This window comes from Mycolicibacterium novocastrense (assembly GCF_001499835.1).
Classification (GTDB): Bacteria; Actinomycetota; Actinomycetes; order Mycobacteriales; family Mycobacteriaceae; genus Mycobacterium; species Mycobacterium novocastrense.
This window is the reverse complement of sequence record NZ_LQIH01000007.1, coordinates 63,478-80,358: the sequence shown is the minus strand read 5'-3', so window position 1 is coordinate 80,358 and position 16,881 is coordinate 63,478. Positions and strand designations below refer to the sequence as shown.

General features: G+C 67.4%; 22 protein-coding genes. 15 read left to right on the top strand and 7 right to left on the bottom strand.

Translation table 11 applies throughout. The features are described from left to right. Positions 1–79 precede the first annotated feature (79 nt). The 3 genes from AU072_RS07540 (at position 80) to yaaA (ending at position 2,812) form a co-directional block, all read left to right on the top strand. Complete coding sequence (locus AU072_RS07540; protein WP_064413261.1) at positions 80–1,216, top strand: alkaline phosphatase family protein; 1,137 nt, start codon at positions 80–82, stop codon at positions 1,214–1,216. 254 nt (positions 1,217–1,470) lie between these two features. Further along, positions 1,471–2,034: an NlpC/P60 family protein gene (locus AU072_RS07535; RefSeq protein WP_064413197.1), complete on the top strand. Its 564-nt coding sequence runs from the start codon at positions 1,471–1,473 to the stop codon at positions 2,032–2,034. A gap of 31 nt (positions 2,035–2,065) precedes the next feature. Beyond that, complete coding sequence (yaaA, locus tag AU072_RS07530; protein ID WP_064413196.1) at positions 2,066–2,812, top strand: peroxide stress protein YaaA; 747 nt, start codon at positions 2,066–2,068, stop codon at positions 2,810–2,812. A gap of 10 nt (positions 2,813–2,822) precedes the next feature. On the opposite strand, the gene AU072_RS07525 is transcribed toward yaaA, so the two are convergent. Further along, the gene (locus AU072_RS07525; protein ID WP_064413195.1) at positions 2,823–3,311 is read right to left on the bottom strand and encodes a hypothetical protein; all 489 of its coding nucleotides are present in this window, start codon (positions 3,309–3,311) and stop codon (positions 2,823–2,825) included. A 118-nt stretch (positions 3,312–3,429) separates the two neighbouring features. Beyond that, complete coding sequence (locus AU072_RS07520) at positions 3,430–5,061, bottom strand: fatty acid--CoA ligase (protein WP_064413260.1); 1,632 nt, start codon at positions 5,059–5,061, stop codon at positions 3,430–3,432. 97 nt (positions 5,062–5,158) lie between these two features. Here AU072_RS07520 and AU072_RS07515 point away from each other — a divergent pair, with 97 nt between their 5' ends. Genes AU072_RS07515 through AU072_RS07500 form a run of 4 tightly spaced genes read left to right on the top strand, consistent with a single transcriptional unit; the run spans position 5,159 to position 7,660 of the window. After that, the gene (locus AU072_RS07515) at positions 5,159–5,533 is read left to right on the top strand and encodes a hypothetical protein (RefSeq protein WP_064413194.1); all 375 of its coding nucleotides are present in this window, start codon (positions 5,159–5,161) and stop codon (positions 5,531–5,533) included. A 41-nt stretch (positions 5,534–5,574) separates the two neighbouring features. Continuing rightward, positions 5,575–5,814 (top strand): hypothetical protein, encoded by a 240-nt coding sequence (locus AU072_RS07510; RefSeq protein ID WP_064413193.1) that lies wholly within the window; start codon positions 5,575–5,577, stop codon positions 5,812–5,814. Between the two features lie 35 nt (positions 5,815–5,849). After that, positions 5,850–6,698: a hypothetical protein gene (locus AU072_RS07505; RefSeq protein WP_064413192.1), complete on the top strand. Its 849-nt coding sequence runs from the start codon at positions 5,850–5,852 to the stop codon at positions 6,696–6,698. Positions 6,699–6,736: 38 nt separating this feature from the next. Beyond that, complete coding sequence (locus tag AU072_RS07500) at positions 6,737–7,660, top strand: alpha/beta fold hydrolase (protein WP_064413191.1); 924 nt, start codon at positions 6,737–6,739, stop codon at positions 7,658–7,660. Positions 7,661–7,683: 23 nt separating this feature from the next. On the opposite strand, the gene AU072_RS07495 is transcribed toward AU072_RS07500, so the two are convergent. Continuing rightward, positions 7,684–7,905, bottom strand: a complete 222-nt coding sequence (locus AU072_RS07495) for a hypothetical protein (protein ID WP_064413190.1) — start codon at positions 7,903–7,905, stop codon at positions 7,684–7,686. A gap of 78 nt (positions 7,906–7,983) precedes the next feature. Then, complete coding sequence (locus tag AU072_RS07490; RefSeq protein WP_064413189.1) at positions 7,984–9,243, bottom strand: competence/damage-inducible protein A; 1,260 nt, start codon at positions 9,241–9,243, stop codon at positions 7,984–7,986. A 58-nt stretch (positions 9,244–9,301) separates the two neighbouring features. On the opposite strand from AU072_RS07490, the gene AU072_RS07485 reads away from it, so the two are divergent. Next, entirely contained in the window at positions 9,302–9,688 is a 387-nt protein-coding gene (locus AU072_RS07485; protein WP_064413188.1) for a PaaI family thioesterase, read from the top strand. 132 nt (positions 9,689–9,820) lie between these two features. Here the strand turns inward: AU072_RS07485 and AU072_RS07480 are convergent, their stop codons facing one another. After that, a complete protein-coding gene (locus AU072_RS07480; protein ID WP_064346314.1) occupies positions 9,821–10,555 on the bottom strand; it encodes a glucose 1-dehydrogenase in 735 nt (244 codons plus the stop codon). Positions 10,556–10,632: 77 nt separating this feature from the next. Between AU072_RS07480 and AU072_RS07475 the strand changes: the two genes are divergently transcribed. From AU072_RS07475 to AU072_RS07455, 5 genes are all read left to right on the top strand, one after another. After that, positions 10,633–11,709: an NAD(P)H-dependent amine dehydrogenase family protein gene (locus AU072_RS07475; protein ID WP_064413187.1), complete on the top strand. Its 1,077-nt coding sequence runs from the start codon at positions 10,633–10,635 to the stop codon at positions 11,707–11,709. A 12-nt stretch (positions 11,710–11,721) separates the two neighbouring features. Then, positions 11,722–12,492, top strand: a complete 771-nt coding sequence (locus tag AU072_RS07470; protein WP_064413186.1) for an HAD family hydrolase — start codon at positions 11,722–11,724, stop codon at positions 12,490–12,492. An 80-nt stretch (positions 12,493–12,572) separates the two neighbouring features. Next, a complete protein-coding gene (locus AU072_RS07465) occupies positions 12,573–12,929 on the top strand; it encodes a hypothetical protein (protein WP_064413185.1) in 357 nt (118 codons plus the stop codon). 46 nt (positions 12,930–12,975) lie between these two features. Further along, positions 12,976–14,109, top strand: a complete 1,134-nt coding sequence (locus tag AU072_RS07460) for a nitronate monooxygenase (RefSeq protein WP_064413184.1) — start codon at positions 12,976–12,978, stop codon at positions 14,107–14,109. 62 nt (positions 14,110–14,171) lie between these two features. Beyond that, the gene (locus tag AU072_RS07455) at positions 14,172–14,504 is read left to right on the top strand and encodes a DUF6766 family protein (protein WP_064413183.1); all 333 of its coding nucleotides are present in this window, start codon (positions 14,172–14,174) and stop codon (positions 14,502–14,504) included. A gap of 42 nt (positions 14,505–14,546) precedes the next feature. Here AU072_RS07455 and AU072_RS07450 read toward each other — a convergent pair whose 3' ends face one another. Continuing rightward, the gene (locus tag AU072_RS07450; RefSeq protein WP_064413182.1) at positions 14,547–15,098 is read right to left on the bottom strand and encodes a TetR/AcrR family transcriptional regulator; all 552 of its coding nucleotides are present in this window, start codon (positions 15,096–15,098) and stop codon (positions 14,547–14,549) included. A 58-nt stretch (positions 15,099–15,156) separates the two neighbouring features. Between AU072_RS07450 and AU072_RS07445 the strand changes: the two genes are divergently transcribed. Both AU072_RS07445 and AU072_RS07440 read left to right on the top strand, forming a co-directional pair. Next, complete coding sequence (locus tag AU072_RS07445) at positions 15,157–15,774, top strand: DUF2867 domain-containing protein (RefSeq protein ID WP_064413181.1); 618 nt, start codon at positions 15,157–15,159, stop codon at positions 15,772–15,774. Continuing rightward, a complete protein-coding gene (locus AU072_RS07440; RefSeq protein WP_064413259.1) occupies positions 15,771–16,250 on the top strand; it encodes a hypothetical protein in 480 nt (159 codons plus the stop codon). Before AU072_RS07445 ends, AU072_RS07440 begins: the two co-directional genes overlap by 4 nt. Here the strand turns inward: AU072_RS07440 and AU072_RS07435 are convergent. Next, positions 16,247–16,819: a hypothetical protein gene (locus AU072_RS07435; protein ID WP_064413180.1), complete on the bottom strand. Its 573-nt coding sequence runs from the start codon at positions 16,817–16,819 to the stop codon at positions 16,247–16,249. The two genes, AU072_RS07440 and AU072_RS07435, sit on opposite strands and share 4 nt — an antisense overlap. Between the last annotated feature and the right edge of the window lie 62 nt (positions 16,820–16,881).

The following is a 16,881-nucleotide window of genomic DNA, read 5'->3' as shown; positions in this document are numbered from 1 at the left end:
AAGAACCGGTAAAGGACCGCTGAGCTGGTTGTTTGCGCTCGCAATGAAACACGGGCGACCCGTGTGGCAGGCTCGGCTCGTGGACCTGCCCGCCCCGGATCCCGCCCTGCCCCATCTGGCCGATGTGGTGCCCTCAGTCCTGTCCGCGATGGGCGCCGGTGGCTTCGAGAACTCCCTCGGGCTCGCCGATGACCTCGCCGGGGCCTGTGTCCTGCTGATCGACGGTTTAGGCGCCGAACTTCTCGACCGGTACGCCGCCGACGCACCGGCGATGGCATCGCTTCGGGGCAGGACGTTGACCGTCGGCTTCCCGTCGACCACCGCAGCGGGGTTGGCGGCGGTCGGCACCGGGCGCCGTTCCGGTGAGCACGGGTTCGTCGGCTACTCGTTCAAAGTGCCGGACGCCGGCGTCATCAACGCCTTGCGATGGCGCCCGCACCCGTGGGGCCAGGATCTTCGCGGCACCGTCATTCCCGAACAGGTGCAACCACTGCCGACCACCTTCGAGCAGGCAACTTCGGCGGGTGTCGCCGTCAGCGTCATTTCCGGCGCCGAGTTCACCGGCTCCGGTCTCACCCGCGCCGTGCTTCGCGGCGGGCGCTACGTGGGCGTTCATGCGCTCGGCGACCTGGCGGCGGCGGTGCGGACGACCTTGTCCGAGGGCGGATTCTGCTACGGGTACCACGCCGAACTCGACATGCTGGGCCACCTGTACGGCCCGGGGTCAACGCAATGGCGCATGCAGCTGCGCCAGATCGACACGCTCATCGAATCGGTGGTCGAGGCACTGCCGCCCGGCGGCCTGCTGGCCGTGGTGGCCGATCACGGGATGGTCGAGGTCTCCCCGAACGAGACGATCGACGTCGACGCCACCCCCGCACTGCTCGACGGTGTCGAGGCGGTCGCCGGAGAGGCCCGGGCCCGCCACGTCTATATAGAGGACGGTTCAAAGGCCGACGTGCTCGACGCATGGCGGTCCGTGCTGGGTGAGCGGGCGTGGGTGCTCTCGCGAGACGAGGCGATCGAGGCCGGCTGGTTCGGACCGCAGGTCAGCGACGAGGTCCGCCCCCGGATCGGCGGTGTCGTGGCCGCCGCCCGCGGCACGGCGGCGATCGTCCGACGCACCACCGAACCCCTGGAATCGTCGCTGATCGGACACCATGGCTCGCTCACCTTCGCTGAACAGACGGTTCCGTTGCTGCTGGCGCTCGGCTGAGCCTTCTGGTGCAACCCCCGCCATGTGCAACAGATCGACTGAACGCCAACGTGATTCAGATCTTGATGCGGCAGCGCCGCGGCAATTCGATTGCTGCACCGCCAAATTCGACCGGTGGTAATCGACGTTGCTGAGGCGATGTCAAAAGCTTGAATCCACAATGCTATTCGTGAAGTAGGCAATAGAAACCGCAGGCTGTGAAGGCCATCACAGAATTTGGTGGCCTTGTCCGCAAACTTGTAGCGTCCGACCGCGTGTTTGCTATTGCCACGCTTTTGACGCTTGTAAACCAGGTGTCCGGCACGCCGTACGTCTCCGGCGGGGACTCCCCTGCCGGTACGGACTGCTCCGGCCTGGTGTCTTGGGTGACGAATGCAGCGACCGGTCGGCCCGTCTACGGCGACCGGTTCAACACCGGAAACATCGAGAGCGCCCTGCTCGAGCGCGGGTTCCAGTACGGCACCCAGCCCGGTGCGCTGGTGGTCGGCTGGAACAGCGGCCATACCGCGGCCACCCTGCCCGACGGCACGCCGGTCTCCTCCGGTGAGGGCGGCGGCGTGAAGGTCGGTGGCGGCGGCGCCTACCAGGACCAGTTCACCAACCACATGTTCCTGCCCGTTCCCCCTGAGCAGCCGATGGTCCCGGGTGCCCCGTCCGCGCCGGTGGTGATGATGGCCGGGCACGAGCCCGCTCCGCCGGCCGCTCCGTTCGCGCCTCCGCCGCCTCCGCCGCCGGGTGACCCGTTCGCACCCCCGCCGCCTGCACCGCCGGCCGATCCGTTCGCACCCCCACCGCCGGCTCCGGTGCCTCCGGCCTGAGCGCGACCCGCGCCCGGATAGCCTCTGCGGCGTGATCGTGCTTCTTCCGCCCTCGGAGACCAAGCGGCTGGGCGGCGACGGGCCCCCGCTGCGCCTGCAGTCGCTCAGCTCGGCCGAGCTCGGGCCGCTGCGCGCCGAACTGCTCGACGAGCTGGTGGAACTGGCCGCCGACCGGCCGGCGTGCCGACGCGCGCTAGGGCTCTCCGCGTCGCAGGATGCCGAGATCGATCGCAACGGCCAGTTGCGCGTCGCGCCGACGTTGCCGGCGATCAGCCGCTACACCGGTGTCCTCTACGACGCCCTGGACGTCGGATCGCTGAGCGGAGCCGCCGCATCGCGCGCACGGGCGCGGCTGGCCGTCGGCTCTGCGCTGTTCGGATTGCTGCGCGCCGACGATCTGGTCCCCGCGTATCGACTCTCGGCGACGTCGAAGCTTCCCGGGCGCCCGTCCCTGGCGACGCGGTGGCGCCCGCTGCTGGAACCAGTGCTGGCCCGCTGGGCGGCCGACGATCTGGTTGTCGACCTGCGCTCGGGTTCGTACGCGGCACTCGGCCGGCTGCCCAACGCGGTCCGCGTGGACGTCGTCGCCGAGCATCCCGACGGGCGTCGCAGCGTGGTGACCCACTTCAACAAGGCGCACAAAGGTCGACTCGCCCGCGCTTTGGCGAGTTCGCGAGCGGAACCGGCCGATGCGTCCGCGGTTGCCGCCGTGGCGAGACGCGCGGGTATGCGGGTGGAACGCCGCGGGGATGAATTGACCGTCGTCGTCGCCGCCTGAGCGGATCGCCTCAGATCTTGACGATCATGTCGCTGGTGTAGAACTCCGCGGGATCCTGGGAGAACCGGTCGGGCCGCGTAATCCACACCCACGCCCCCGTCGCACCCGGCTCGATGCTGTCGTTGAGGGAGACGGTGCCGTGGCCGACACCGTTGGTGTGCAGCACTCCCGCCGCGACACCGGGATCGCCGCCGAGGCAGGGCGCGGAGGACGGTCGCGGCACCTGGATGAGTCTGACGTCGTAGCGCATGTTCGGGATCGCCACGTCCAGCGTGACATCCGCGGACAGATTCGACCCGCTCGACCTGATGACGCTCGTGCCCCGCCCGTTGCCGGTCGGGCCGTTGTAGTCGGTCTCGCTGTAATCGCAACGGCGCGACACCTGGTTCATCGGGACGAAGGTGTCATTGGCCGACGCGATGCCGGCGGTCAGTAACCCGAGTGGCGTCGCGGTTGTGAGCGCGGCGGCCGAGGCCAGCAGTCGGATCGATCGGCGCATGTCTTCGTCCCCGTTTCCTCATCCGCGGTGTGTAGCCACGGGATTGACCGTCGTCGCTACCGTAAACCACCTGTCACCCGCTCCGGAACGGTTCGCCGGGTGTTCGGCGGCCCGGCGATCAGTCCCGGCACTCGACGATGTCGTAGGCGCCGTCTGCGTACCGCGCCCGGATCAACTTCTTGTCGAACTTACCGACGCTGGTCTTGGGCACCTCCTCGACGAACGCCCATCGTTCCGGCAACCAGAACCGGGGTACGTTGTCGCTCAGATGTTTCCGTAACTCGTCCGCGGCGACGGATGCGCCCTCGTCGAGGACCACCGCCGCCAACGGCCGCTCCTGCCAACGGTCATCGGGCACCGCGACGACCGCCGCCTCGTAAACCGCGGGATGGTCCATGATGCGCAGTTCCAACTCCACAGACGAGATCCACTCCCCGCCGGACTTGATCACGTCCTTTGCGCGGTCGGTCAACGTGATGAAACCCTGCGGGTCGATCCTTCCGACGTCACCGGTGCGCAGCCATCCCTCGTCGAACTTGCTGGGGTCGGCGTTGCGGTAATACGACCCGGTGATCCACGGACCGCGAATCTCGATCTCACCCACGGCTTTCCCGTCGCTGGGCAGAACCGCGCCCCGGTCGTCGACGATGCGGATTTCCACGCCGCACAACGCGCGCCCCGCCGCGGCCCGCAACGTCCAGTGGTCGTCACCGGTCACTTCCGGTGGCGGGATCGCGATCGCCGCCAGCGGAGAGGTTTCGGTCATTCCCCAGCCCTGGCGGATGACAACACCGAGGCGTTCCTGGTACTCCTTCATCATCGCCAGCGGCACCGCCGACCCGCCGCAGCAGACCGTCCGCAGCGACGAGATGTCCCTGTCCGGGTTGGCGTGCAAGAAGTTGAGCACGTCGTTCCAAATCGTCGGTACCGCCGCCGAGATGGTCGGGCGATGACGCTCGATCATGTCGACTAGCGGGGCGGCCTGCAGAAACCGGTCGGGCAGCAGCAGATCCGCGCCCGCCATCACCGACGCATACGGCTGACCCCACGCATTGGCGTGAAACATCGGAACGACCGTCAACACGCGGTCACCGTCGGCCAGGCCGATGCCGTTGGCGGAGCACACGGCCATCGAGTGCAGATACGTCGACCGGTGGCTGTAGACGACGCCCTTCGGGTTGCCGGTCGTGCCGCTGGTGTAACACATTGCCGCAGCGCTCTTTTCGTCGAGGACGGGCCAGTCGTACTCGAGCGGCTGCTCGGCGAGGAGGTCGTCGTAGCGAATCACCGTGCAGCTCGCGTCGGCGAGCCCGGAGAGGTCACCGTCCCCCACCACGATCACGGTGTGCACCGTCGTCAGCTGCGGAAGGATCGGCGCGAACAACGCCAGAAGCGACATGTCCACCAGCACAACGGAATCCTCGGCCTCGTTGGCGATGAATGCGACCTGATCCCCGCCCAGGCGGATGTTGAGCGTGTGCAGCACCGCGCCCATGCACGGCGCGGCGAAGTAGGCCTCGAGATGTTCCTGGTTGTTCCACATGAATGTGGCGACCCGTTGGCCCTCGGTGACTCCGAGCGCACGCAGCCCGTTGGCCAGCTGGGCCACCCGGGTTCCGAGTTCGCCGTAGCTGATCTCGCGCGAACCGTCGGGCGTCGCGGTGATCACCTTGCGGCCGGAGTGCCACCCCGTACCGTGCCGCAGGATCGTGGTCAGGGTCAGCGGAAAGTCCTGCATCGTGCTGTCCATCGGCATCTCCCGTGCGGCTTGCTCGATAGCGCCATGATGGTCGATGTCCTGGCATTTCGACGGGAAACGGCACATCGCATCGCTAGCATCTGCGGTCATGGTCCAACCAAGCTATCCGGGATATGCCCCACCGCAGCCGTACAAGCGGCCGGTGTCCGGTGCCGACATCGCGGCGTCGGTCGTCGCTCTGGTCATCACCGCCGGGATGATTGCGGTCGGAGCGTTCTTCGGGCTGTTCTCACTGGCATTCCTGGACCATTGCCCTCCCGAGTCCTGCAGCGCGGACGGCGCCGTGAACGCGGTCTTCACCGCCGTGCTGCTGGCCATCGCGATCGGGGTGGCGGGCCTGATCGCGACCATCGTGCAGCTGGTGCGCCGCGCGCCCGGCTGGCCGTTCGCGTTGGGAACATTCGGATTGTGTCTGACCACCTTCGTGATCGGTGGCTTCGCCTACACCGCGGCGGTCAGCTGAAACCCGCCAGCATGCGGGCAATTTGGCCTACCGTTGGTCGCGTGGAAGCACACCCGGCAAAAGCCCCCGGCCTGGTAGCGGTTGAGGCACTGCGCTCAGGGGACCCCGTCGTCGATGTCAACGGTGGCGGTCAGCATTACACGGTGTTGGAGGCCAAAGACCTCGGCGAGGGCTGCGTCGTCCTCGAGCTGGAGTCCAAGGCCCACGACGAACTGCGGGTGATCGAGATGACGTTCCCCGCGGGTTATCAGATGGAAGTGTCGCCTCGCCGACTGCTGTAGACCGCAGCCGGCGTCACCTCAGATAGGAGTGTTGCGTGCTGCGCGATATCCGCGAGTTGTCCGATTCACCCGAGGAGTATGCAGAGGAACTGCGCAGGCGCTGGGGCGGACTGTTGAGCTATCGCTACATCGGCCGCAGTTACGCCCAGATGGACCTCGTCGAAGAGGACAACACCGTCACGGTGCGCCGCGACATGCGCGACGCGGCGGGCGGGCTGCTGTTCGCCGTGCTGGGCATCTCGGCGCCCGAGAGCGGACACATGTCCGACCTCGAGGCGGTGCCGAACCCGGTCATCCACTCCTGCCAGATCCTCGATCCGGGTCGCGACGTCACGTGCTTCGAGGTGGTGTCGGAGGAACTTCGGGTCGGCCGCCAGATGGGATACAGCCGCGCCAAGATCGTCGACGCCGACAACCCGGCCCGCGTGCTCGCACTGATCGAGGGCCAGGGCGTCAGCATCGGCGTCCCGCCCGAGGGACTGGAACGGATGGAGGCCAATCCGCTCGAGATCGTCGACTCCCCCGACCTGCCGCCGCTGTGGCAGGTGTTCGGCGGCCATCGCCGACCCGACGGCCGCTGGGGGCTGCCCGAGCTGTCGGTCGAGGTCGCATCGCCCGATGCGGCCCTGCACGTCGGACCGCAGTTCGTCATCCTCGAGACCGCCGCCATCGACGCCGCGGCCGCCGCCGTGGGAACCGACCGCCTCCACGGGGTGTCCTGCCATGTGATGTTCATGGCGCGCGGAAAGGTCGGCCCTTTCCGGGTGGACACCGAACCGGTGCGCGGGGCCGACGGCACGATCGCGGTCCGGGTGCTGATGCATGACGAGGGCGTCGACGACCGCGTCACCACCGCGGCGTCGTACGTGTTTCGGGTGGCCTAATTGGAATGAGCGTGCGGCCGTCGTGAGACACTTCCGCCATGGTTGTCGCAATCGCCCGCCCCAAGCTCGAGGGCAACGTCGCCGTCGGTGAGGACCGACGCATAGGGTTCGCCGAGTTCGGCGCCCCGCAGGGCCGCGCCATCTTCTGGCTGCACGGCACGCCCGGTGCCCGTCGACAGATCCCGATGGAAGCGCGTATCTACGCCGAGAAGGCGAACATCCGCCTGATCGGTCTGGACCGGCCCGGCATCGGGTCCTCCACCCCGCATCGATACGAGCGGGTCGTCGATTTCGCCGACGATCTCCGCACCATCGCCGACACCCTGGGCATCGACAAATTGGCCGTCGTCGGCCTGTCCGGTGGCGGCCCCTACACGCTCGGGTGCGCGGCCGCGATGCCCGACCGTGTGGTGGTGGCGGGCGTGATCGGCGGTGTCGCCCCCACCGTCGGTCCCGATGCGATCCCCGGTGGGCTGATGGGCAACCTCGGCACGCGCGTCGCGCCGCTGCTGCAGTACGCGGGAGTTCCGATCGGGCTGCTGGCCTCGGCCCTGATCCGGTTCATCAAGCCGGTCGCATCTCCGGTCACAGACCTCTACGGGCGCGTGTCGCCCGAGGCGGACCGCCGGCTGCTGGCCCGGCCGGAGATCAAGGCGATGTTCCTCGACGATCTGCTCAACGGCAGCCGCAAACAGCTGGCCGCACCGTTCTCCGACATCGTCGTGTTCGCCCGCGACTGGGGTTTCCGGCTCGACGAGATAGCGGTGCCCATCCGGTGGTGGCACGGCGACGCCGACCATATCGTCCCATTCCGGCACGGTGAGCACGTCGTGTCGATACTCCGCGACGCCGAGCTGTACCCGATGCCCGGCGAGAGCCATCTCGCCGGCCTTGGCCGGGCCGAGGAGATCCTGCAGACGATGCTGAAGGTGTGGGACGAACAGCAGACCCAGCGTCGTTGACCGCGGGGCCTCTCGGCGTCAGTTCAGCGCTTCAGCCAGCCGGACACCGTGGACAGGTCCCGGCTGTAGGCCATCAGGATGTCGTCGTGGTACAGCGCGCCGCCGCTGATGGCGTCATCGCCCTGCCAGATCACGTGGATACGCACCGGGCTGCGCGTGTAGTAGTCGGTACGGTCGGCGTCCCTGCGGTGCCATCCGGCCTCTACGGCGCGTTCAGACATCTGCTCGCGCGCGTTCTCCGCCATCGGTACTCCTCCTGTGTCGGACCCGTACGTTAGCCGATCCGCATGGCACCGCTGCAGGAGGCCGCGGACGCGCATCAGTCAGCTCAGCGCGCGGCGCAGCAGGTGCATGGCCACGGTGGTGGACCGCTCGCGGATGTCGGCGCGGTCACCAGGCATCCGCATCGATCTGGTCACCGTGGTGCCGTCGGCCAGCTTCAGACTGAAACACACCGTGCCGACGGGCTTTTCGGCTGTGCCGCCGCCCGGCCCGGCGATGCCGGTGATCGCGACCGCGGTGTCCGCGCCGAACCGGTTCAGCGCCCCGTCGGCCATTGCTTCGGCGACGGGCTCGGAGACCGCGCCGTGCTGGTCGATCAGGGCGGGGTCGACGCCGAGCAGTTCGGATTTGGCGTCGTTCGCGTAGGCCACGACCGCGCCCGCGACGTACGCCGACGACCCCGCGAGATCGGTCAACCGCGCGGCCAACAGGCCGCCGGTGCACGACTCCGCGGTCGTGATACGACGCCCCCTCAGCAGCCGGGCGACCTGGTCGTCGACGCGGGAGCCGTCCTCGGAGAAGATCGCATCGCCATGACGATCGCGCAGCAGCCCCATCAGCTCGGTGTAGGTCTGTGCGGCGTCCGGCTCGTAGCGGGTGACGATCTCGAGTTCGCCGCGCCGCAGGCAGGTGGTGATCTCGAGCCGTCCGAAGTCGTCGACCTCGCGTTCGGCATCGCGCAGCGTGTCGGCGAGACCGGATTCGGGAACACCGAACATCCGCACCATCTCCTGGCGATACACCGTACGGTCGGCGATGGCCTTCTGTACCGCAACGGTCTGCAACGCCAGCGGCCACATCGGCTGCAACTCACGTGGCGGGCCGGGCAGCACGACGACCGCCGGCGTGCCGGGAACCACCACACCCGGCGCGGTGCCCACCGGATCGATCACATCGGCCCCTTCGGGGATCAGGGCCTGCTTGCGGTTGGCTGCCCGGATAGCCTCGGCGTCGACGTCGGGGAAGCGCGCCATCAACCGCGACACGATGTCGGCGATCTTCTCCTCGAGTCTGTTGTCCAACACCACCTTTCGGCCGCTGAACCGAGCCACCGTCTCGACGGTCATATCGTCGGCGGTGGGGCCGAGGCCGCCGGTCGTGATGATGAGGTCCACACCCTCGTCGGCGAGGAAGCGCAGCTGCGCCTCGATGTCGCCGCGCCGGTCGCCGCACATCGTGATGTGGGCCAGCTCGACACCCAACTCCAGCAGTCGGTCGGCCAGCCAGGGCCCGTTGAGGTCTTGGACCCGGCCGGTGAGGACTTCCGTACCGGTGACGACGATGCCCGCGCGTGCGCTCACGAGCTACGACATTACGCACCCGACACAGCGCCGGCGCACGGCGGTAATGTCATTACCCATGACCGCACCCAAGTCGCTTCGCGAGTTGTTCGACCAACTCGGCCTGACGGAGGTGCCGTCGCCCGAGGGCACCGTGACGATGGAGATGCCCGTCGACGAGCGGACCACCAACACCGCGGGCGGTTTGCAGGGCGGCTTGATCGCGACGATGGCCGACGTGACCGCGGGTCAGCTCGCCTCCCGAGCCACCCCGTTCGGCCATGCCATCGCCACCACGGACCTGTTCATCCGCTATCTGAGGCCCATCAAGATCGGGCCGGCGCGGGCGGTCGCGCGCATCCTGCGCACGGGTAAGCGTTCGGTGGTCGTCCAGGTCGACATCTACCGCGGCAACGACGACGAGATCGGAGCGACTGCGACGGTGAACTTCGCCGCCGTCGACTGAGGTCGACCCACCCCTCTGGCCGAGACCCACCCTCGCTAGATCCACCGCTGGCGTACCCACCCCGCTGGCCGAGTGTGAGGTTATGTCACGCTCGCGCCGCGAAAGACGTGCGGGTAACCCACGTTCGGCGCACTACTTGTGGGGGACGTCGTTCGTCAGGCCGCCGTCCATGACGTACTCGGCACCGGTCGAGTACCGCGACTCGTCGCTGGCCAGGAATACGACAAAGGTCGCGACCTCGTCGGGCTGACCGGGCCGACCCAACGGGATCCGCAGCATGTTGTCGGGGAAGTGTTTGGTCATCGGGGTGCGGATGAAGCCCGGGTGCACCGAGTTGACCCGGATGTTGTGCGGTCCCAGTTCCAGTGCCGCCGACTTCGTGAGCCCGCGCACCGCCCACTTCGAGGCCACGTACGGGTGCACCATCACCGCGCCGCGCAGCCCCTCGATCGAGGAGATGTTGATGATCGATCCGCCGCCGGCGGCCTTCATCGCCTCGACCGAATGCTGCATGCCCAGGAAGGTGCCGGTGAGGTTGACGTCGATGACCTTCTGCCACTTGGCCATGTCGAACTGGCCGATCATGCCCAGGGCCACGGTCCCGGCGTTGTTGACCAACACGTTGAGCTTGCCGAACTCATTGACGGCGGTGGCGACGGCGGCCTCCCACTGGTCGGCCTGGGTGACGTCGAGGTGGACGTAGCGGGCGGCGTCACCGATCTCCTCGGCCAGCGCCTTGCCCTCTTCGTCGAGGATGTCGCCGATCACCACCTTGGCGCCCTCGGCGACCAGTGCGCGGGCGTCGGCGGCCCCCATTCCGCGAGCACCGCCACTGATGAGTGCCACTTTGTCGTCCACACGTCCCATGGGGCGTCAGGCTACCGCACCTCGCAGAGAACTAGAACCTGTTCCAATTTCGCTGGCCAGCACGCATACTGCTGGCCATGGCTATTCGTGTGGCGCTCATCGGAACCGGCAACTGCGGCAGCCTCGCACTGAAGCAACTGATCGACGATGCGCGGTTCGATCTCACCGGCGTATGGGTCTCGTCGGAGGCCAAGGTGGGCAAAGACGCCGGGGAGTTGGCCGGTCTCGACGTCACCACCGGGGTGAGCGCGGTAGGAGATCTCGACGCGATCATCGCGGACGCGCCGGAATGCGTCGTGTACTGCGCGATGGGCGACACCCGACTGCCCGATGCGATGGCTGACGTGCGCAAGATCCTCGCGGCGGGCATCGACGTCGTCGGCTCGGGTCTCGGCGTGTTGCAGTACCCGTGGCAGGTGATCCCCGACAAGTACATCCAGCGTGTCGAAGACGCTGCGCGAGAGGGTAATTCGACGGTCTTCATGACGGGTGTGGACCCGGGCTTCGTGACCGACCTGCTCCCGTTCGCCCTTGCCGGAACATGTCAAAGCATCGAACAGGTCCGCACGATGGAGATCGCCGACTACGCGAGCTACGACGGCGCCACCGTCATGTTCGACGTGATGGGCTTCGGTAATGAGATCGGTGACCTTCCGATGCTGTACCAGCCCGGAGTGCTGAGCATCGCCTGGGGCACCGCGATCCGCCAGCTCGCCGCGGGCCTCGGCATCGAGGTCGACGAGATCCGCGACTCCGTCGAACAGGAACCGGCGCCCGAGGACTTCGACGTCGCGGTCGGCACGATCAAGAAGGGCACCGTGGCCGCCGTGCGATTCCAGATCGAGGGCATGGTCAAGGGCAGACCGGTGATCGTCGTCGAGCACGTCACGCGCCTGCGCGGCGACCTGCGACCGGACTGGGCTCAACCCGCACAGCCGGGCGGTTCGTACCGCGTCGAGATCACCGGCGAACCGTCATATGTCATGGACATCTGCCCGACCAGTCGCAACGGCGATCACAACTACGCCGCGATCCTGGCCGCGTCCGGCCGCATCGTCAACGCGATCCCGGACGTGGTGGCGGCCGCACCGGGGATCCGGACCACTTTGGACATGCCGCTCGTGACGGGCAAGGGGTTGTACGCGGCTCAGTAAGCTGACGAGGTTATGAGCCTGCAGCCGACGGAGCCCGTGGACGCTGTAGCCGAAGTCGCCGCCAGCCCGCAGGATCCCCGTGTCGGGGCGTTCTTCGATCTCGACGGCACGCTGGTCGACGGCTTCACCGCCACCGCACACGCCGCCGACCGCATTCGCCGCAGACAGGCGCGCATCGGTGAGGTGCTCGGCGTGGTCGAAGCGTCGCTGCGATACCGGTTGGGCCGCATGCAATTCGAGCGGCTTCTCACCCGTGCTGCCGGTTACCTGCGCGGTGAGTCCCTCACCGAACTCGACGAACTCGGTCAGCGGCTCTTCGTGGAGCGGGTGGCGGCGCGCGTGTTCCCCTACATGCACGAGATCGTCCAAGCGCACCAGCAACGCGGCCACACCGTTGTGCTCAGCAGCTCAGCGCTGACCATCCACGCCGAACCCGTCGCCCGGTTCACCGGGATCAACCACGTGTTGTGCAATCACTTCGAGACCGACGACGCCGGTCTGCTCACCGGCCGGATCGCCAAGCCCGTCATCTGGGGAGCCAACAAATCGACCGCGGTGCAACGCTTCTGCGAGGCCAATGACGTTGAGCTGCACCGCAGTTACTTCTACGCCGACGGTGACGAGGACTCGGTGCTGATGGCTCTTGTCGGCAATCCACGGCCGGTGAACCCACGGCCCGGGCTCGCCGCGATGGCGGCCGAACACGGTTGGCCGGTGTTGCAGGTCGAGGGGTCGAGCAACCGCAGGCGGGTGTCGTTTCGGCGGTTCATCGGATACGACTGAGCGTCGCGCCGAGACTACGGTTTCTGACGCATTTCGCCCGAATCCCGTCATAAAGCGAAGTCTCGGCGAAGGATTGGACCGTGGCCGGACAGTTCAACGACGTCGCCGCGGTGGTCGCCACCGCCGATATCGTCGCGGCCCGGACCTGGTACTGCCAGGTGATGGGGCGTGGCCCCGATCTCGAGCCGATCGACGGCGTCGCCGAGTGGCAGATCACCGCGACCGCCTGGCTGCAGCTCATGGAGGACCACACGCGCGCGGGCCGATCGGCGGTCCGGATCGGTGTCGACGATCTCGACGCGCAGATCACCGACTTGGCGCGGCTGGGCATCGACACCGGAGAGGTCCTCGTGATCGCCGACCTGGTGAAGGTCGTCGACGTCGTCGATCCCGACGGTAACGAGGTCTCCTTCGTGCAGGACCTCGGTACGTACTAAACTAGAACACGTTTCAATTTGAGCGGCCCACCACCAAGGAGCAGGCATGCGCACCCCGATCTGTGACGACCTCGGCATCGAGTATCCGATCTTCGCGTTCACCCACTGCCGGGACGTGGTGGTCGCCGTGAGCAAGGCCGGCGGCTTCGGCGTGCTCGGCGCCGTCGGCTACACGCCTGAACAGCTCGAGATCGAGCTCAAGTGGATCGACGAGAACATCGGAGACCACCCATACGGCGTGGACATCGTGATCCCGAACAAGTACGAGGGCATGGACTCCGCGGATATGGATCCGGAGGTGCTCAAGAAGACGCTCAACGACCTCGTCCCGCAGGAGCACATCGACTTCGCCAAGAAGATCCTCGCTGAGCACGGCGTGCCGGTCGATCACAGCGACGACGACGCGTTGCAACTGCTCGGGTGGACCGAGGCCACCGCCACCCCACAGGTGGAGGTCGCGCTGCGGCATCCCAAGTGCACGCTGATCGCCAACGCGCTCGGCACTCCCCCCGCCGACATGATCAAGCACATCCACGACGAAGGCCGCAAGGTCGCCGCGCTGTGCGGTTCGCCGTCGCAGGCGCGCAAACACGCCGACGCCGGCGTGGACATCATCATCGCCCAGGGCGGCGAGGCCGGCGGGCACTGCGGTGAGATCGGCTCGATCGTGCTGTGGCCGCAGGTCGTCAAGGAGGTCGCCCCGGTGCCGGTGCTGGCCGCCGGCGGCATCGGCAGCGGCCAGCAGATCGCGGCCGCGCTGGCCCTCGGGGCCCAAGGCGCCTGGACCGGTTCGCAGTGGGTGATGGTCGAAGAGTCGGAGAACACCCCGGTTCAGCACGCGGCGTACGTCAAGGCCTCCAGCAAGGACACCGTGCGCAGCCGGTCGTTCACCGGTAAGCCCGCGCGCATGCTGCGCAATGAGTGGACCGAGGCGTGGGAGGATCCCAACAACCCCAAACCGCTCGGAATGCCGTTGCAGTACATGGTTTCCGGGATGGCGGTGGCCGCGACCCACAAGTATCCGAACGAGTCCGTCGACGTGGCGTTCAACCCGATCGGTCAGGTCGTCGGGCAGTTCACCAAGGTCGAGAAGACCGCGACGGTGATCGAGCGCTGGGTGCAGGAGTACCTCGAGGCGACCGGCAGGCTCGACGAGATCAACGAGGCCGCCTCGGTCTGATCCGCGGTTCGTCGCATCGCACCCTGGGGGTGGCCCGCTGATCTTGGGGTACACCCCTACCCATGACGCACATAAGGCGATGGGGCGCGGTGTACATACTGCTCCTGCTGTTCGTCGGCTCATGGCTCGGACAGTTCTTCACCCAACTGGCCGAGTTCACCAGTACCCAGCAGCAGCATGGCCAGCCCTTCATGTGGAACGAGTACTTGCACCAGTTCTTCGCGAGCACGTTCGAGAACTGGCAAAGCGAGTGGCTGCAATTGATCTTCCAGGCGATCCTGCTGCTCGGCGCCAAGCATTGGTTGTTCAAGGTCGACGCCGAGGACCTCGAGCGCATCGAAGCCAAGGTCGACGAGATCAAGGACAGGTTGGGTCTGCCGACTCCTCCCCCGTGACTTCACGTTTCGGCATCGCCGGCGCGACCGGCACCGCCGGAATCAGTTGCTGAGAAGTCGCTGCGTGGCCCGTTCCACGACTTCGCGTCGGGTCAGTCCGGCGTGGTCGGCCGCGATGAAGTGACCTCCGATCGCCAGCGAGAACGCGAGCATGGCCCGGGCCTCGACATCGGTGGCGTCCCCGACGAAAGTGCCGATGAGAGCGCGCAGATACTCCATCCGACGGTTGTCGACGCGGCGAAGGCGCCGCGCCACCGCGCGATCGCGGCGGGCCCAGTCACGCACCGCCAGGTCGATGGGGAGGAGTTCCTTGGAGAACGTCAGCAGGCCCGCCTTGCGGACTTTCGCCCTGGCGTCCCCGCCCTCGGCCTCAACGCGTTCCAGCACGTCGTCGGTACTTCGCTGCTCCCACGACTCGAGCAGGGCGTCGAGGAAATCCTGCCGATTGGCGAAGTGCCAATAAAAGCCGCCGCGCGTGACACCCAGCGCCTTGGCGAGCAGATCCACCCGGACGGCGTCCGGCCCACCCGCCGCCAACGCCTCGAGCCCGGCGTCGATCCACACGTTCCGTGGTGTGCGGATCTGAGCGACCATCGGCAACCTCCTGCGTTAAGGCATTGACGGCGTCACAGATTCAAGCATACAGTAATGTATGTTTGGCGGAGAGCGACTCGACATCGGCGAGCATGTGGTCCGGCCCTGGCGGATCCATGACATCGCCCCCGACTTCGAGGTTCTCGATGTCTGGGCGCTGCCGACGCCGGGTCGGCGCGACGAGTTCGATGAACTCGTCAAGCTGTGGTGCACATTCGATGCCGCCCGGACCTCACCCGTCGTGCGCGCCCTGTTCGCCGCCCGGTGGGCGCTGGGAAGGTTGTTCGCGCTCGACACGGCGGAGGCGGGTCTGGGTGCGCGCGTCCACGCCTTGCGAGACCGGCTCAGTCCTGAATTACGCTCCAGTGCAACACGACTCGCAGTCGACGATGCCCATTTCCAGCCCCTGTACCGCACCGACGACGAGTTCGCTATGGAGATCGCCAATCGGACCGTGCACGGGGTGTTGCACGTCGGCTGGGTCGCCGACGCCACGGGTGCGCATCGCGGACAGATGGCGGTGCTGGTCCGGCCCAACGATGTGATCGGCCGGATGTATCTGCGCGCGATCGCTCCCTTCCGCCACCTCGTCGTCTACCCGCTGATGCTGCGCGACATCGGTCGACTGTGGCGCAGCAGGCCGGGGGCGACACGACACGAAAGCAGGCAGCCATGACCAGAACCCACGCCTTGAATCGTCACGTTCAGCAGGTCCCTCCCCCGGAAGCGCTGCTCAGCGCGAGCACACTCGGGCGCATCGACTACGCGGACAGCTTCGAGGTCACCATCGATCATCCGCTCGAGCGCAGTGCCGAGGCGTGGATGCGACTGATATTGGAGGGGGCGCCGTTGCACACCCGGATCCGGCTGCTGTCGGCTTGGTCGGCGATCGGGCTCAAGCTGCGAACGCCGGGTTCGGCCGGCGCGATCCTCGGGTGGACGATTCGCGACCGGGACGCCGGCTTCGTGATGGTCGGGGCGAACTCACGGATCGGGATGCCGGCAGAACTGGTCCTGCGTCGAGAGAACGGCGGATTGCTGTTCGCGACCTTGGCCCGTCAGGACAATGCGTTCGTCCGCGCCCTATGGGCGACGATCGAGACATCGCACGTGCAAACGGTCCGGTCGCTTCTGGAGCGAGCCCGCCGCTAGGGCGCCGGCGGAACAGGTGCAAGCGGCGGGGGCGGTGCCGCGGGCGCGGGCGGCACCGGTGCGATCGGAACGTTGGGGCCGGGGTTCTGGTCGGGTATCGGGGTGTTCATGCCGCGCTGGGCCAAGCCCATGATCAACGCTTCCTTCCCGCTGATCTCATGCCTCTGGACGGCGTACCACAGATCCTTCAGATAGCTGACGTTCGGACTCTCGTTTCCGCGCCCGGTCGGATCCAGTTTGGTCCCCGGCGCCAGCGTCTCCGGGCTCGCGAGGTGCGGCACGGGTTCGGGCGGGGTGGCCGGCGCTTCGGCGGCAGCGGGTGGCTCGGGTGCGGGCGGTGGCGCAGCGGGTGCCGGGCGCAGGAAGGCCAACGGATCGGCTGCCGGCGGCGCAGCGGGCGCCGGTGCGGCGGCTTCGAGAACCGCTGCGCTGTCGGCCGGCGCGGGGGGCGGTGGCGGAGGAACCGGTGCGGCAGGTTCAGCGAGGGTCTGCGGCGCAGCGGCCATGATTGCCGCTGCCAATCCCGCGCCCAGCAGCGAAAGCTTCTTCGGGTTGATGACGATCCTCACCGCTGCCCCCCTTTCCGGGTTACCGCTCGAAGACCGGAGGACCGGCCCTTCCGCAGCTCACT

Bases quoted from the DNA above. Each gene is read 5' to 3' on its own strand.
- AU072_RS07525 (WP_064413195.1), bottom strand. From the start codon at position 3,311: ATGCGCCGATCGATCCGACTGCTGGCCTCGGCCGCCGCGCTCACAACC.
- AU072_RS07520 (WP_064413260.1), bottom strand. From the start codon at position 5,061: ATGGACAGCACGATGCAGGACTTTCCGCTGACCCTGACCACGATCCTG.
- AU072_RS07515 (WP_064413194.1), top strand. From the start codon at position 5,159: ATGGTCCAACCAAGCTATCCGGGATATGCCCCACCGCAGCCGTACAAG.
- AU072_RS07500 (WP_064413191.1), top strand. From the start codon at position 6,737: ATGGTTGTCGCAATCGCCCGCCCCAAGCTCGAGGGCAACGTCGCCGTC.
- AU072_RS07495 (WP_064413190.1), bottom strand. From the start codon at position 7,905: ATGGCGGAGAACGCGCGCGAGCAGATGTCTGAACGCGCCGTAGAGGCC.
- AU072_RS07485 (WP_064413188.1), top strand. From the start codon at position 9,302: ATGACCGCACCCAAGTCGCTTCGCGAGTTGTTCGACCAACTCGGCCTG.
- AU072_RS07480 (WP_064346314.1), bottom strand. From the start codon at position 10,555: ATGGGACGTGTGGACGACAAAGTGGCACTCATCAGTGGCGGTGCTCGC.
- AU072_RS07475 (WP_064413187.1), top strand. From the start codon at position 10,633: ATGGCTATTCGTGTGGCGCTCATCGGAACCGGCAACTGCGGCAGCCTC.
- AU072_RS07470 (WP_064413186.1), top strand. From the start codon at position 11,722: ATGAGCCTGCAGCCGACGGAGCCCGTGGACGCTGTAGCCGAAGTCGCC.
- AU072_RS07460 (WP_064413184.1), top strand. From the start codon at position 12,976: ATGCGCACCCCGATCTGTGACGACCTCGGCATCGAGTATCCGATCTTC.
- AU072_RS07455 (WP_064413183.1), top strand. From the start codon at position 14,172: ATGACGCACATAAGGCGATGGGGCGCGGTGTACATACTGCTCCTGCTG.
- AU072_RS07450 (WP_064413182.1), bottom strand. From the start codon at position 15,098: ATGGTCGCTCAGATCCGCACACCACGGAACGTGTGGATCGACGCCGGG.
- AU072_RS07445 (WP_064413181.1), top strand. From the start codon at position 15,157: ATGTTTGGCGGAGAGCGACTCGACATCGGCGAGCATGTGGTCCGGCCC.
- AU072_RS07440 (WP_064413259.1), top strand. From the start codon at position 15,771: ATGACCAGAACCCACGCCTTGAATCGTCACGTTCAGCAGGTCCCTCCC.